Raw genomic sequence first — 14,753 nt, forward strand, 5'->3', positions numbered from 1 at the left:
GGTCAGTCCTTCGCCGGCGGCCGCGGGACCGCGGTGACCGACTGCGCCATCAGGTCGAGCACGCGCGCGAGGGCCTCCGACGGCGGCGCCGCCGACGCGCGCAGGTCGACCGTGTACTTCGCCGTCTTGTCGGTGTCCCGTGTGTTTTCCCGCTGTGCCGCGGGTTTCACGAGCACCTGCGGTGCGTCGCCACCCGACGGCGTCAGCGAGCGGATCTCGAGGCTGAAGTGCGTCTCGAAGGTGTCGATCCGCAGGCTGGGCACCGAAACCAGGGCCAGCAGCGGCAGCGAGACGTGGACGTCCTGGCCGACGACCGCCGGCTCTTCCGCCGGGCCGGGCTGCTCGGCGGGACGGCTGAACGCGAAGTCGACGGTCCGGACCGCGCCCTGTTCGTCGACGCCGACCCGGCGCACGAAGTCCGCCGACGCGTCCGCGAGGGCTTCGGCCGCCCGGGCCGCCGAAACGACGGGCGCGGCGATCATCTGGTCGAGGGACAGGGTGTCCGCCGGCGGATCCGGTGTGGTCACGGCAGTTCTCCTTTCACGGGACGTTGTTCGTGGTCAGCCGGTCGAGCAGCCGGGCGAACGCCTCGGGCCGCTCGCCGGTCTCGAAGGTGACCTTGAACTGGGCGAGGTCGCCGTCGACGCCGGAGCCCAGCGACGCCAGCAGCGGGGCGGCGGCGGCCGGGTCGCCCGGCGCGTCCGGAGCCGTGCCGAGGCCGAGCAGCCGGGCCCGGAAGCTGACGGTCAGGTCGTGGATCCGCAGCGGGTGCGGCGGGGCGAGCGCCAGCACCGGCACCTGGATCTCCTGGTCCTCGGCTTCGGGCAGGGTGCCCGGGATCGTGACCGGCAGCAGCTGCGGTGCGCGGGCGGCGCCGGCTTCGTCGAGCGTGTGCCGGCGCAGCTGCCGCACGTGCTCTTCTTCGGCCAGCCGCTGCGCGTCGAGCACGGCGTGGTGCAGCGAGCGCAGGATGGTCGCGACGGTCTCGGACGTCATTTCGCCGCGACCGCCTTGTCGGCGGGCTTGTCCGGCAGGACGGTCGTCACCGGGGCGATCGACGTCGCCATGATGTCGAAGACCCGGGCGAGGCCCTCGGGCATCGCGTGGTTGGTCGCCTTGACGGCCACGTGGTACTTGGCGGAGTTGTCGGAGCTGCGGGTGTTCTCCTGGTGGGTCGCGACCTTGCCGTGCACCGACACCGACAGGCTGAACGGCCCGATCCGGCCTTCGCCCTTGGCGTCGAGCGACGCTTCGACGTCCTTGCTGTCCTTCGACTGCTCGGCGGACTTCACCTCCATGTCGAAGGCGACGTCGACGGTGTCCACCTGCAGGTTCGGCACCGGGACCATGGACAGCAGCGGCACCGAGAGGCTGACGTCTTCGGTCACCGCGGTCCCGTCACCGCCGGCGTCGCCGGTGGGCGGGACTTCGCGGGGGCGCTGGAAAGCGAACTTCACCGTGCGCAGGCGGGCGAAGCCGGCCTGGTCGGTGACGGGCCCGTCGGCGGGCCGGTCGAAGCCGACGGTGTTGATGTAGGTCGCGGTGGAGTTGGCGAGCATCACCTGGGCGTTGCAGGCCGCGGTGAGCGGGCCGCCGATGAGCGATTCCATCGGGAGTCCCTGGAACTGGTCGGACATCTTTTCGAGGGCCATGGTTCCTCCGTTCGAAAGCGGTATCTTCCGAGAGGGAACTGTAGATGTGAAACCGGGAAAAGAAATGTATGAGGCCGGTTGTTCGCCGCATCGGACCAATTACACCATTGTGTTTGACGATTTGACGTGAACGCATCAAAGCGCTTTCCGGCGTTGCGTCGAGTACCTTGTGGACGGGCGCTGGCCTGCCTCGATCGTGCTGATCTTGTCACTCCAATGGCCGTCTGGTCATTCCCGGTGCGCGTGCTCAGACTCGAAAGGAGTGATCAACCGTGCCGAGTAAAAGAGGACGAAATGGCCAGCCGAGAACGCGTCGACGACCCTGCGGAAGATCCGGAGGACCTGCGGATCCTCACGGTCGAAACGGTGACGGCGCACCGCGTGAGCGTTTATCTGCACCCCGACGACGCACGGGTGCTGCGCCAGGGCCGGGTGGACGACGGAGCCGACGTGAACACGCGCATCCGGGCGTTGCTGGCGGTGTACCGAGCGGACGTCGAGGTCCGCGAGAGAGTGGACGCATTGGCGCGAAGCGCTTCCCGCCGTGGCCGCCACTGACCCATTCGGGCCCGGCGGGCCTCGATCGAGTGAGAGGTGATAACACAACGCCACTTCGGCCGCCGGCGGGACGTTGCCGTGAGTCCGGTGCGGTCGCTGTCGACGGATTGTCGACGGGGCGTGGCACGGTGGCTTCCAGTTCCGGGAGGGAACGGCTGGGGGCAGGGCGGTGGGCGCCCCCGGGTCAATTCGGCCGGTGTTCCGGTCGAGCGACATCGGCGTCGGCCGGTTGGGAGTACCGGAGTGGAAGTTGTGCGCAAGAGCAGGTTCGGCTCGCGGGGCCTGCGTGTGGTGATGAGTTTGGTGATAGCAGCGGGAACGTGTGTGGCGGCCGCGGCACCGGCGGCCGCCGTGGGCACCGTGCAGATGATCGTGGGGCCCTTGTCGGTGAGCAACTCGCTGTCACCGAAGTTCGCGCCGCCGGCGATGTGCCCGGCGGGCACGAAGGTGCTCGGCGGTGGAGGCTGGGCGCAGGTTCAGGCGCGGACGCCGGAGTCGGAGCGGGTGGTGTTGTCGGAAATGCGACCGGCACCCTCGACGACCGGTGGACGGGACAGCTACGAGGCGGGCGCGTTCGAGCTTTCGCCGGGGACGACCGCCAACTGGTCGGTGCAGGCGTTCGCGATCTGCGCGCCGCCGATCGCGGGGATGCACCTGGTCGTGGGCCGGTCGATCTCGTCGAACTCGACGCAGATCGCGCGGGCCGACTGCGGGTCCGACAACGAAGCGGTGCTCGGTCTCGGTGCGCAGATCCTGGGCGCCGACGGGCAAGCGACGCTGGTGTACGAGTTCGCCGAGACCTTCCGCGTGGCTCAGGCCAAGGCGCTGGAGGACGCCGACGGGTTCGGCGGCATCTGGGAGCTCGACGTGTTCGCGGTCTGCGCCCCGTTCCCCGGCAACTACGGGACCAGTTTCGGGCTTTCGTCGCCGACGACCCCGAACTCCGACCCGGTGCAGGTCGCGTTTTCCCGCTGTGGCAACGGGAACGGCAGCAAGACGCTCGGCATCGGTGCCGCGATCAACATTCCGTTGCCCGGCATCGGTCTGCAGGTGGTCTTCCCGGGCAGCCAGCTGGAGTCGGCGGCCGTCGAGGCGACGCCCACCAACGCCAACTGGGGACCGACCGCGGTGCAAGGTATTTGCGGCGACTGATCGACGGTCAGGAAGAGCGGGCCGGCTGGTGCCGGCCCGCTCGGCTCGACGACCACGCCGACGCCCGGGAACCGCTCGGCGACGTCGAGTGCTTGGCCCAGCGTGGAAATCACGCCGCGGTCGGCGGCGTAGATCGGGTTCATCGATTCCTCGATGGCACGGGTCCGCTCGCCGGCCGGTCGTACGACCTCCGGCACGCCGCCGTGAGTACGTGGCTTGCCGCCGGAGTTCCGGCCGCGACGGTCGCCCTGTGGGCCGGCCGGCCGATCGCCGTCTGCTGGAGGTCTACGCCAGCTTTCTTGGCCGTGGGGAGCAGGCCGCCCGGCGGCAGGTCGAGACAGTGCTGGGCACGCGCCGGTGAGCGTGGCCGTACATTGGCCGCTGGATTCGGCTGTGGTCCGCCGGGGTTGGCCGGGTAAGACGCGAATCAGCCCCTACCGCGTTCTCGCTGGTAGGGGCTGGTTGGCCGGAGTAAAAAGAAGTGCCCTCGGCAGGATTCGAACCTGCGACACCTGCCTCCGGAGGGTGGTCGGCAGCGGTGACTATGACCTCTACCTGCGACTTCGGCCTCAGAATTGTCTTGGGCGTCACCCCTGGCCACCCTTATCGACAGGGTTTCGCGTCACGACTGAAGTCACGGAAATAGATGTTCCCCTTCGGGCGTGTCGCGCCGTCGGACATGGCGGTCACTCCTCCAAGCGTTGGAGTTCGGCGGCCTGGCGGTCGCCGGCAGCGGCGAGGCCGTCTACCAGGCGGCGCCATCGGGTAGTTCCTTCGGGAACGCCAAGTCCGGCTTCGCGCAGGAGGCCGAGCCAATCGGTCAAGAACCAGCTTCGATTGACGAAGATGTCGTACTGTCCGTCAACCACCTGTTCAACCCAGTCGAGTGCCGTGGTGAACTGCCACGGCATCGGACCACACTTGGCGAGCGAAGCGATCGCATCGGCTGCCCGCTCGCCGGCTGCCCCTTCAGGCGGACGACTGATTGGCAGCTGAGCGACGAACAGATCGCCGCGCCGGCCCAGCAAGTCCTCGAACGGCAGCCCGCCGAAGCCGCGCACAGTCCTGCTGGTGTACGAGGCCGCTGAGCGGCCGTCGATCGGCGGTGGACGGTGGTCGCGCTGCCCGATGACACGACCTATTTCAAGCCGACCGACGGACAGCTACGCCAGTCGCTGATCCCGGCGCACGCCTCCGCGCTCGCCCCGCCTGGACCGAGGTCGCCAGCTGCTGACCGAAGGTAAATCGCCTCATTGAGCACGATCCGCTGACCCGCAAGTGCCACCGCAGTCGTCCCGGCGGATGCGACGACAGGAGACAGCGGGGTAACCGACCCGGCGGGGCGCATGGTTCAACCGGGCGGAGTTCGGCGGGGAGGCCGGGTTCGCCAGGGCGAAGTTAGGCGGGGTCGCGCGGTTCGACGAGGCGGAGTTCACCAAGGGGTGCCGTCCGAGATGGCTTCCTCGCGTCCCGGAGCGTCGCTGCACATTCTCCTGCGCCCAGCGACGACGAGACGGGTACTCCCGATTCGTGATCGACCATCGCGCGCCGCGTCGTACTTGCTCCGGTCGCCTAACACCCGACCACCGATGCGGCGCGTGCATCATCTGTGTGGTTCACATTGTTGAGGTGCCAGCTTCAGACCGATGCGAGCGCTCCTGTCGTCGCCGGATCCGCTCATCGAGCGGTTCAACTGGCTCCTCGCTCCAGTGCGGATGGTCGCTCCAGACCCAGTAGCGCAGCTGATAGCTGGCATGAGGCTGGGCGACCGATTCGTCGTCCGCGGCCAGTTCTTGCAAGCTTTCCAGGTCTCCCCGCTCTGCGTAGAGCTCGGCCAGGCGCTGGCCCGCGTACGCGTCGTTCTCTCGGGTTTTCGCCTCCAGCCCGTCGACGTCGGCGGCGTCGGCCATCGCGTCGACGACCAGTTCGGACAGTGCGACCGCAACCTCCGGATCGTCGGGAGCGATCCAGTCTTCTAGCCCTTCGGCACCGTACTCGCGGGCGTATGCCTCCACGAGCATTGTCGCGAGTTCCGAATGCGGCCCTGTGATCAACTCCGCCGAAGGCGGAGTCTGCTCGCCGCGCTCCTCCTCCGCAGCCAGCGTGGTTTCGGCCGCTGGGCTCCTTTCCGCCTCGGCGGCAGCCTGCACCAGCGCATCGAAACGGTCCAACGTCGCCTCGACTTCGACGTTGCGTGCCTTGCCCGCCAGGTACTCGACGACGCGCATCAGGTTCTCGGTCACGGGAACGGTCGGGTTGCTGAAGACCCGTTGCACGGTCGACTTGCTGAGCGGCCGGTCGGGGTCGGCCTCCTTCAATGCCTTGGCGATCGTTGTGCAGCTGGGCCTGTGCGCTCGGGCGTGGAGCTCGTGCAGTGCGTCGTTCAGCTCCTTGAGCGGGCCATCAGGTAGCGACGGTTTCGCCAGCCTCGGCACGGCATCCTCCCCGGTCGTCCCATCTCGGACCGCTTCGGCCCAGTTCGACCCATTGTGGACCGGCGCCGACCCACCCCGCACCGATTCGGCTCATCGGGCCCTGGTGGCCCCTGATGCTGGTGGCACACGGACATCACCCGTGACGCCGCACCGGAAGGACCTCTCCCATGGAATTGCCCACGATGATCATTCTCGCCGCCATCCCGGCCTTCATCGCGCTGGGGGGCTACGGGATGCGCTTGGTCTTCCTCTTCAAGATCTACCGGGAGGGCGGGCTCGAGCACCTGCTGATCGTCACACGGGGATGGCACGCTTCCCGGCGGGGTGGCCCCGATGGCATCGCTCCGTTCCCGGGGATGCCCAGCCCGCCGCGGGCAAGTCGGTGATCTAGTCCGCGTGGCCGACGTCGTCAACGCGAGCGTGATGAGCGGAAACGACGTCGGTCCGCTGCCGGCGGAGCTCAGCCCCCGCCTGCTTCCGCCACCGCAGCCGCGAGCCAGTCCTGCGATCGGGCGTGGCGGGGGAGGGTGCCGCCGGCGGCGGGGACCAGCCCGGCCTGCACTTCCGGAACGTGCAGCTCACACCGGTAGGCCGCCCTCGGCCACCGCGCGGTCGGCAAGGTGTCTGGCAGCGCCAGCTTCGGCAGCATCGGCTCAAGTGCGCTCTGGGCAGCGTCACCACCCGCGTCGACCCCAGCACGCTCTCCAGTCGCACCATCGTGCCCTCATCGCGCCTACCGTGTGCTGTTTGCCGAACGCCGTCACCGTGTCACCTACGTGCAGCACCTCGCGGCCGCGGGCAACGGGCTGCTCCGGGACCGGGCGCGGCGGTCACTGCCGGACCCCGGCGTGCACGGGCATCTCCATTGACATCGGCATGTCCAGCTCGCAGCACGACTCTCCAGCCCACAGCAGACGGAACGCCACCGGCAGCACCGCGATCGGGTCGCCCATCCGCTCCACGCCCTCCCTCAGCGGCCCGGGCAGTGAGAACACAGTGCGCATCGCCAGCCCTCGATCGTTCCCGGACCGCCTCGATCGCGAACTGGGGACGGGCGGTACCCGGCAAGCCAGCGCACGTCCGCCATTCGCGTCTCGTCCGGAGCACCGACCACATGTAGTCTCAGCCCACCGTAGCCGCCGCTCGTTCGGTTGCTTCGAACGCCGCGCGGTCCCGCGGCGCGGTTGCCCGTCGCCGATCGCGACCGTGGCTGGCGGCGGGCCGAGTTCGCCGCGCTCGCTGAAGCCCACGACGTCGCCCGCGTCGTCGAGGACAGTCGCCGATGCCGGGCAGGACGGCAAAGCGCTGGGGACGGGGTGGGCAGGCGTCCCGGCCATGGCCGGTCTTCGAGCATCGGACGCCGCGGTTCGCCCCACGGGACGAGTCGGACTCGCTCGGCCGGCCCACGACCGCCATCCAGCAGCGACGTGCACACCGCGTCCGGCCCGAGCAGGCCCTGGATCCGGGCCAGCGCCCTGCCGGCGCGTTCGGCGGCGTCGGCGTCCTGGCCCATCGACCCGAGCTGCAGCTGCAGCGCGTTCCCGCCGACGACCTCCTCGGGGTCGAGCGTGAGTCGCACGATCCCGGTGCTGGGGCGGTCGCCGTCGCGGACGGTGAGCCAGCCCTCGCACTGCCACTGGACCCGGTCTGCGGTGGCGCGGGCGGTCAGCGGCTCGGCGCACCGCCACACCCGTGCCCGCTGCTCCCTGGCCTCGGTGAGGGCGGTGATCGCCAGCCGGGTGCAGGCGAGGCCGTGGCGGGCGAGTCCGGCGAAGAACCGCTCGCCGAGGGTCTTGGCGACGAACGCGGCCTCGTCGACCCGCTCCAGCGGATGCTCGAAGGTCTCGGTGATCGCCAGGTCGGGCGGGAGCGCGCGGCGCACCGGCGGCCGCTGCGCGAGGCCCCGGGCGAGTCGGTGGGCGGTGATCGCGTCCTGGGGGAAGCGGCCAGCGACCTCGCGTTCGGTGATTGCGGCGAACGCGCCGAGGGTGCGCAGCCCGAGGCGATGCAGCAGCCCGACCAGGTCGCCGCGGTCGTCGCCGGGCTGGTCCAGCTCCGTGATCGGCAGCGGCGCGAGGAACGCTGGCGAGCGACCCGGCGGGACGAGGACGGAGCGGCGGGCGGCGAGCGTCGCGGCGAACGACCCGTCGGCGATGCCGACTTGGCACTCCACCCCCCGCGCCCGCGGACACCTCGTTGAGCAGCAACTCGGCGAGGGCTTCCTCGCCGCTGAAGTAGCCGGCCGCGCCGGTGACTGGGACCGCGACGATCCCAGGCCGTACCACTTCAACACCGACAGCCTGGGGCTCGACCACGGCGGCGATCGGCTCGAGCAACCGCGCATCCCGCTCCGGATCGTGCTAATGCACCACCAGCTCCGCGCGGCGGGACTGGGCGTCCCGGCGGCGCATCCCGCGGCCGACGCCGGAGTCCCGGCGGCGGCCCCCAGCGGCGACGACAGGCCAGTCCGGGCACCACAGCACCAGCAGCCGCGGCGCGTCCGCGCTCATCCCGCAATCCCCGCCGACCGTCGCCCGGACCGTGCTGCCGCCTCAGCCGCTCGGGTCGACCGGCGGCCACGCTGCTGAACTGGTGCAGGCGGGGTCGAGCGGTCTCGAGGGCTGCGCCCGCGCGGCACTGTCATCGCCGCTCACCTCCAGATCACACGAACCCGGCTCGGCCCTCTGTCCGAGGAACGCGCTGGCAAAGTTGTCGAACGCTTGTTCGGATGCTGTCGCGGGTTGCCTTCCTTGCAAGCCGGCACGACGCAGAGAAACATCAGACACAACGAGCTCCACGTCTGAAAGTTGCAGTTCACAGCGTTGCCGGAGTCAGCCGAGCTCGTGCCCGACGGAGGTCGACGGGATAGCGGACGTGTTGATGCGGCGGTCAGACTGCGGCTACCCACCGTCAGGGTCATTCGGATGGCGCTCCTCTGGCTCGCCGATACAACGTTGTGTTGGGTACAACTGTCGGCGGTCAGCGGACTGGCCCGAGGTCACTGTGATTGGTCTGGGGCAAGTGAGCTGGCCCGGCGTGGCGGCACGGAGTGAGCAGGGTCGGGTGGAGAGCTACCGGTCTCGGTCGTGCTTCACCGCGCGGTGCGTTGGGTATGAGAATAGGACGTGCGTTCTGGGTCGGCTCCGTCGACCCGCCATGGACCTGGCGCAACTGAAGGAAGCGTTCGGAACGCAACCCGTGATCGACTGGAATGCGACCACGTCGTCCGGCTCGATCCGACGTGATTGGGCTGCGCGAGGTCGACGAGATGCCGAGAGACTACCCCGCCGAAGGGTTAAGAATCACTTTTCCCCATCTTCTGGAACTCGGATCGGCGGTAGCGGACAAGCCATCCAAGGGAAGTGATCGAGATCGTCTTACGACGCGAGTCAGTCTCATCAATAGTCGTGTCGACCATATTGGCCTCTTCAAGGCGCTGAAGGTGAAAACGCATCGCCTGCGGACTGCCGTAACCAAACTTCTCGTGGTCACCAGGTGCAATTGAACCGCCATCTTGAGCGATCTCATCGAGCAGCTTCCATTGGCCATTCTGAAGGCTTGCAGCCAGTGTGTGTTGGTCGGCAACCTCCGCCATCCAGACTTCCAAGAGTGCCCTTTTATCCGCGTCACTCGCTGCAAGCTGATCTTCACCCATCAGCCAAACCGAGAAGTCCTGCGCATACTTCAGCGCGTTGCGCAAGTTGTTGTTCGACACTCGATAGAGGTGGCCAAACCCGTCCGGATCCACGGGCGGGTTCGGGTCGGGCCGATTCGCGAAGTGATGCAGCCGACGTCGCATAAGTTCTGGAATCAACTCGTCTGGAACTGGCCTCAGTTCGATTGGCTGACTGATTCGCCCAGCAAGCCGCGGTGACGATACAGCGCTCCTGATAATGCCCTTCGCCCCGCAGAGAACCCACCTGACCCCCGGAAGGTCAAGTACGCCGTCACGAACCGCCTCAAGAACATCTCGCGCCTGCTTCGAGGTCTGCAGAAGCTCGATGTTATCGATCACCGCAACGAAAGCGCCTTTATCGCGGCTGGGGAATGTGCTCGCCAACCATTCTCTTGCGGTTGCCTTCAGGCCAACATCACTGAAACCACTAGTTGTATTCAACGTTTGACTCTGGTTAACATTTACGCCAAAGCCTGCAATCGACGCGCCGCCGCCGCCCCCATGAATGACCGGACGTCGAAGCCAAGTTTCCAGATCTTGAGTCTGCGGAACAAAGAGGCCCGCGTCCTCGAGGACCTTTTCATGCGTTAAGTAAGCGGACAAAATGGCGAGTATCGCTTCTTTTTCAAATCTATCCGCGTCGGTGCCAATCTGGAGGGGCTGATTGACGGGGAGCAGCAGTTGACTTGACGCCCCAGAGTTGAAGTCGCTAGCCGCACGGTAGGCGGCAACAAACATCAAGCTGGTTTTTCCGACTCCGTTCTCGCCCTCGATGGTCGGATGAGTGTCAGTGGAGCTGAGCTGGACTCGAAGTTGCTTCAGCTCCTTCTCCCTGCCAACGAGGAGCTCAGCACCTTCGGCAGACGGCGGCAACGGTGCGACGCTATACGGGTTGGCTGAGTAGCCCAACTCCGACCAGAGATCCATGTGGCTCCCGACTCCTGCCGTCAACTAACGATACCGAGATGGTCGCGACGGTATCGCCACGCGTTACACGCGGGTGCGTCCCCGGTCCGGTACATATCCGGTACACACGGCACCAACCAGCGTATGCAGCAGGAGCTCCGCGCCAGAGCATCACGCAGCAGGACGAAGTTCACGTGACGCGACCAACCGGGCGACGACCGACGCCAGACAGAAATGTCGGCAGCCAGCTGTGCGGCGGCATGAGCGGGCGGTGGCGGCACCGCTTGAGGTGTCACCACCGCGTGCAGTCGCTAGACAACTGGCCGTCGATACCCTTGAATTTGCCAAGTATCTGTTGTGGGCATCGGCGAGATGCGCGCAGCGCCGGCTTCCGCAGTCGGCAGCCTACGTGCACCCGTCACGGGGCGACGAGGTCGATCCGCACCGTCCTGTTCTGCTGGGCGGGTCCAGGAAGCAGACGTCCATCTGGACCGTGGTCGGGTATGTACTCACGGAACTCGCTGCCCACGCCGGACGTAATGATCCGATCTTCAGATACGCCCGATTCACCCAGGAGGCGAGCTACCGCTTCTGCGCGCGCTTTTGATAACGCAAGCTGGATGTCGCGGGATCCTATTCGTGCAGTAGTGCCAGTGATATTCACTTTTCGTTCAGGGTGGGCGGCGATCAAGCGCAGCACCGGAGTGAGACTCTTCTTAGCGGCCTCCTCGTCTTCGAAGTCTGCACTGTCGCTACGGAATTGCAACTCCCCGCTAGCCGACAAGATCACCGACGTGTTGCCGCTCGACGCCGACTCGGTCGGCGGCGGCGGCACGGCTACCTGCCGGACAGGTGGCACATCGCCGGGGGCCGTGGGATGGCCGATCTCATCGAGAGTGTCGGCGCATTTCGCTCCCGCTGCGTGCGCGATCTGCTTCCACAACACGGCTAGATGTCGTCGTTGCGCCGGACGCAGGGATCGCTGTGGTGCATTCACTTCACCCAGGCCTACAAAAATCACTGTCATACCACTCAGGTCAGGTAAGTACCCGGATGTGTTCAGGTGTTCGATCATGTCATCGGCAGCTACATCGATCGATGTCTCATCGTCGAAGTTCACTCCACCTGCCGTGGATAAGCCCGAGTCGAACATGATGATCGTGCCTGACCGCACTGGTTTCGCCGCTCTCGCCGACGCATCTAGTGCGCTGAGGACATCGACCTCGGGAACGCGGGCACGAACCTTCGCAGCCTCGCCAGCAATCTCCTCAATCGGAACTTTGAATCGATCAGCGGCGGGCTCCAGCGGTGTTGTCGCTCTCCGCCCGACAACACTTGGTAAGCCATCGACGTTGACGTAAGTGACCGGCTCGGAAAAGTTGCGGCGAAAGATCGCCGCCTGCACAACCTGAGCGGTAGTGGAACTCATAGAGAAACCCGGGCTTCCTTGACGTCCGGAAATTGCAAGTACAACAGGACCGCTCTCGATTTCACAAGAGATACCTGCAACTTTCAGAGGCGCAGAAGCTATATCTTGCTGCGTCTGGCAGGATGAGGCGATCGACGCAGCGACTCCGAGCGTTGCGATCATCCCTGCCATCGAAATCAGAAGTTGCTTGCGGGATTTGACCGCCGCGGGAACTCCTCGCCATCGAGACGACCGATCGTTTCGCCGTTCGTGCCGTCGGTCGTCTGCAGGCGCGGACGCCGCGTCAGCATGCCGGGGAAACGAGGATGATGTCGTCAGGTTCCGGTCCTGTCGCAGCGCGACCACCAAAGCGCCGATTCCGGCGATCCAGCTCAAGGCCTCCAGCACCGGCCGAGCGGGATGCTTGTCCTCTGCCAGCCACGTCAGTAGCCCGAAGCGAAATGCCGCTCCCACGCATACCCCGGCGATGGCCAAGCCGGCCGCCAGCCGCCAGGCGCGACGTCTACGCACTGCGACAACCCCCCGAACTACTCCGTGCTGACACCGACTAGTCGTTCACGGCGTGGCAACTGCTACATGCTTCGGCGGACCAGTCCAGCCATTTCGGCGCTGAACAGGCCCTCAAGCCGGTGCAGAGCACAGCACCGACGTCGAGCATGGCTCGGCTCGTTAGGGCTGCACGTGGGGAGGTGGAGGGCTCCTTCGGGGGCGGATAGGCGGTCGGAGCGGGCGGCGATAGCGGACGCGGGTGAACGAGAGAACCTCCGCCGCCTGCGCGACGGCGGCTCATGCTGCGCGGGATAGTGCAGACGGGCCCGGTGGCTGACCTGGCGGAAGGGCGTGTCGGTGCCAGTACATGATCAGTTCCGGGCGTCAGGGCCGTGGCTCGTCTCGGAGCTGGGCACCAGCCGAGGTGTCGCCCGACTGGCTCCAGGTCGCCCCGTCGCCCTTGTCCGCCCAGCCGATGTCCTCGTACCCGGGCGACTGGGCGATCAGGTTCCGCCAGCGCTGTTTTGTGCTGTCGGTCTCCGTGGTGTCGGTGTCCCGCCGTCGGCGGGTGCGTCGGTGGTGGTGTCGGTCATGGGTGTTCCTTCCCGTACGGGATCGCCGGGCGGTGGCGTACGCCTGCCCGGCAAGGTGAGGTGGTGGTGCGCACTGCGGCGCGTTGGAGGCGTCGTGCATGTAAGAGATGAGCTGCCTTTAGCGATGTGACGAGGGGCCGGACGTTCTGACAAGCATTCTTGGAGGCGGCGTGACAGAGTCTGAAAAGGGTAAAGGGGATTCGCAAGGACTAACTCGCGAGCTCGAACTCATTCAGAAGCAAGCTAATCAGATCGCCTCTAAGCAATTCGCCCAAGCTCAAATATGGCGGTTTATTAACCTTCTCATCGGCCTTCCAGCCGTGGGCGTTGCGGCCATTGCCGGCGGAATCGCATTGTCGAGTCGCGGGAGCTCCACCGCCGTCGGAATCCTGGCGCTGTCCTCAGCTGCAATGAGCTCGCTGAATACGTTTCTTGGGGCGCAGCGTAGGCAAACCAACTCCGAGCGCTGCGGAAACTCGTATCTTGAGGTGCGCAATGCGGCACGGCGACTTCTTCGCATTGACCTGCCGGCGCTGACTTACTCTGAGGCGCGCGTGCGACTCGGCGAAATAGCACTTCGGCAAGAAGAGGTAAATCGAACAGCGGAGCCGCCCTCGCGTTTAGCCATTTGGCTCGGCGCGCGATACATTGCGAGGAAGAAGACGGGCATGCCGGAACTTTTCCCCGATGCCGACTAGAGCACGTAGCCGTAGCGGCGCAGTGCGGCGATCAGCTCCGGGCGTGTGGTGTCGGTGATGACCTGCCTGGCCGTGGGCCGGGGCACCTGGGACATCCTGTAGCAGTGGTCGGGCTGGACGCGCAGCTGCCCCATGCGGGTTCCGGCGATGCTGCGTGAGCTGGTGCCCTGCGTGGTGATCCAGCGTCCGGCGACGGGTATCGCGGCCCGGCGGCCGTTGACGACCTGGGACTGGTCGGCTCCGGCCTGGATCGCCGCGGCGTTCCCAGCACTGAACCTCGAGTTCTGCTCGTTCGCGGTCACAGAGTCGAATAGCGCGCGCGGGTGGTGTCGAGGTTCGTTTCGCGCCAGTGCTCGCGGGTGACTGGCGTCATCGTGCAGTCGCACCGGGGATGCCGCCGGAAGCCTTGGGAGTACCGGTAGGGGCGTCCGACCAGGATGATGCAGAGGCACACGCCGGAAGCTTCACCACGCGCTCGTAGCCGGCCACCCGTGTATCGGCGATGAGCTGGGTTTGGGTGGCGGTGCGCCCGGAGTCGGTGATCTCGGTGGGGGTGTATGTCAGCGCCCGCCGCAGCCCGGCCAGTAGGGCGTCGGTGGTGGACATGCCTGCGCCGATGTCGGCGAACAGTCGAACGAACAGCAGGTCCGCCATGGTAGCCCGCGTCCAGGTCGTTGTGCTGGGCGACGTGGTCCAACTCGGTGTCGTTGGCCGGCTGGCGGCCGAGCCGGGAGCCCTGGAGATCGATCCGCTTCTCCAGGGCGTCGACGACCAGGCGCGGCCAGTTGATCACGACCTGACGCACGCGCTCGTCGAGCGTCGCTTGCAGCTCCGGATGCATGTACGACACCCGCTGGCGGCCGTCGTAGTAACGCAGCAGCCGCCACCGCTCCGGCAGCTCGTAGTTGTGCGCCAGGGTGAGCCGGTTGAACCACTGCTGGTCGAACTGCGACGGCATGATCGCAATTGCCGCCGTCGGCACCGCATCGATCCGCTTGCCGACGGCCTGGTGGTCGGGCTTGTCGGGCCGCAACTGATCCGCGTCCCCGGCGGGGTGCCGGACTTTAACGGCGTCGAAGCACCACTCCGAGACTGGGTTCGCGTGATGGCTTCAGCCGCGGGACTAAGTGAGTGCCATCAGCTCGGTCACGCCGTAGGTGAGGCC

16 protein-coding genes are annotated in these 14,753 nt (G+C 66.7%); 4 read left to right on the forward strand and 12 right to left on the reverse strand.

Annotation, left to right across the window (positions count from 1 at the left end):
• Positions 1–2: 2 nt before the first annotated feature.
• From ACIQWX_RS13510 to ACIQWX_RS13520, 3 genes are read right to left on the reverse strand one after another with little or no spacing between them, the layout of a single operon-like run.
• Positions 3–527 (reverse strand): DUF2589 domain-containing protein, encoded by a 525-nt coding sequence (locus tag ACIQWX_RS13510; protein ID WP_400869072.1) that lies wholly within the window; start codon positions 525–527, stop codon positions 3–5.
• A gap of 13 nt (positions 528–540) precedes the next feature.
• Positions 541–996 carry a DUF2589 domain-containing protein gene (locus tag ACIQWX_RS13515; RefSeq protein WP_400869074.1) on the reverse strand — a complete coding sequence of 152 codons (456 nt, stop codon included), beginning with the start codon at positions 994–996 and terminating at the stop codon, positions 541–543.
• A complete protein-coding gene (locus ACIQWX_RS13520; protein ID WP_400869076.1) occupies positions 993–1,652 on the reverse strand; it encodes a DUF2589 domain-containing protein in 660 nt (219 codons plus the stop codon). Before ACIQWX_RS13520 ends, ACIQWX_RS13515 begins: the two co-directional genes overlap by 4 nt.
• A 294-nt stretch (positions 1,653–1,946) precedes the next feature.
• Here ACIQWX_RS13520 and ACIQWX_RS13525 point away from each other — a divergent pair, with 294 nt between their 5' ends.
• Positions 1,947–2,210 carry a hypothetical protein gene (locus ACIQWX_RS13525; RefSeq protein ID WP_400869078.1) on the forward strand — a complete coding sequence of 88 codons (264 nt, stop codon included), beginning with the start codon at positions 1,947–1,949 and terminating at the stop codon, positions 2,208–2,210.
• A gap of 324 nt (positions 2,211–2,534) precedes the next feature.
• A complete protein-coding gene (locus ACIQWX_RS13530) occupies positions 2,535–3,362 on the forward strand; it encodes a hypothetical protein (RefSeq protein WP_400869080.1) in 828 nt (275 codons plus the stop codon).
• Positions 3,363–4,048: 686 nt separating this feature from the next.
• Here ACIQWX_RS13530 and ACIQWX_RS13535 read toward each other — a convergent pair.
• Entirely contained in the window at positions 4,049–4,423 is a 375-nt protein-coding gene (locus ACIQWX_RS13535) for a hypothetical protein (RefSeq protein WP_400869082.1), read from the reverse strand.
• Between the two features lie 555 nt (positions 4,424–4,978).
• The gene (locus tag ACIQWX_RS13540; RefSeq protein ID WP_400869083.1) at positions 4,979–5,797 is read right to left on the reverse strand and encodes a hypothetical protein; all 819 of its coding nucleotides are present in this window, start codon (positions 5,795–5,797) and stop codon (positions 4,979–4,981) included.
• A gap of 167 nt (positions 5,798–5,964) precedes the next feature.
• Here ACIQWX_RS13540 and ACIQWX_RS13545 point away from each other — a divergent pair, with 167 nt between their 5' ends.
• Positions 5,965–6,183, forward strand: coding sequence for a hypothetical protein (locus ACIQWX_RS13545; protein ID WP_400869085.1), 219 nt, complete (start codon positions 5,965–5,967; stop codon positions 6,181–6,183).
• 444 nt (positions 6,184–6,627) lie between these two features.
• Here ACIQWX_RS13545 and ACIQWX_RS13550 read toward each other — a convergent pair whose 3' ends face one another.
• The 5 genes from ACIQWX_RS13550 to ACIQWX_RS13570 form a co-directional block, all read right to left on the reverse strand.
• The gene (locus ACIQWX_RS13550; RefSeq protein ID WP_400869087.1) at positions 6,628–6,801 is read right to left on the reverse strand and encodes a hypothetical protein; all 174 of its coding nucleotides are present in this window, start codon (positions 6,799–6,801) and stop codon (positions 6,628–6,630) included.
• Positions 6,768–7,970, reverse strand: a complete 1,203-nt coding sequence (locus tag ACIQWX_RS13555) for a hypothetical protein (RefSeq protein WP_400869089.1) — start codon at positions 7,968–7,970, stop codon at positions 6,768–6,770. Before ACIQWX_RS13555 ends, ACIQWX_RS13550 begins: the two co-directional genes overlap by 34 nt.
• 187 nt (positions 7,971–8,157) lie before the next feature.
• The gene (locus tag ACIQWX_RS13560; protein WP_400869091.1) at positions 8,158–8,307 is read right to left on the reverse strand and encodes a hypothetical protein; all 150 of its coding nucleotides are present in this window, start codon (positions 8,305–8,307) and stop codon (positions 8,158–8,160) included.
• Between the two features lie 785 nt (positions 8,308–9,092).
• Positions 9,093–10,400: a hypothetical protein gene (locus ACIQWX_RS13565; protein ID WP_400869093.1), complete on the reverse strand. Its 1,308-nt coding sequence runs from the start codon at positions 10,398–10,400 to the stop codon at positions 9,093–9,095.
• A gap of 397 nt (positions 10,401–10,797) precedes the next feature.
• Positions 10,798–12,282: an OmpA family protein gene (locus ACIQWX_RS13570; protein ID WP_400869095.1), complete on the reverse strand. Its 1,485-nt coding sequence runs from the start codon at positions 12,280–12,282 to the stop codon at positions 10,798–10,800.
• A 778-nt stretch (positions 12,283–13,060) separates the two neighbouring features.
• On the opposite strand from ACIQWX_RS13570, the gene ACIQWX_RS13575 reads away from it, so the two are divergent.
• A complete protein-coding gene (locus ACIQWX_RS13575; protein ID WP_400869097.1) occupies positions 13,061–13,588 on the forward strand; it encodes an SLATT domain-containing protein in 528 nt (175 codons plus the stop codon).
• On the opposite strand, the gene ACIQWX_RS13580 is transcribed toward ACIQWX_RS13575, so the two are convergent.
• Together ACIQWX_RS13580 and ACIQWX_RS13585 are read right to left on the reverse strand one after the other, a co-directional pair.
• Positions 13,585–13,890 (reverse strand): hypothetical protein, encoded by a 306-nt coding sequence (locus ACIQWX_RS13580; protein WP_400869099.1) that lies wholly within the window; start codon positions 13,888–13,890, stop codon positions 13,585–13,587. The two genes, ACIQWX_RS13575 and ACIQWX_RS13580, sit on opposite strands and share 4 nt — an antisense overlap.
• Positions 13,887–14,621, reverse strand: a complete 735-nt coding sequence (locus ACIQWX_RS13585) for a hypothetical protein (RefSeq protein WP_400869101.1) — start codon at positions 14,619–14,621, stop codon at positions 13,887–13,889. Before ACIQWX_RS13585 ends, ACIQWX_RS13580 begins: the two co-directional genes overlap by 4 nt.
• Positions 14,622–14,753 lie beyond the last annotated feature (132 nt).

The sequence above is a fragment of the Amycolatopsis sp. NPDC098790 genome (assembly GCF_044759945.1).
In the GTDB taxonomy this organism is placed as follows: Bacteria; Actinomycetota; Actinomycetes; order Mycobacteriales; family Pseudonocardiaceae; genus Amycolatopsis.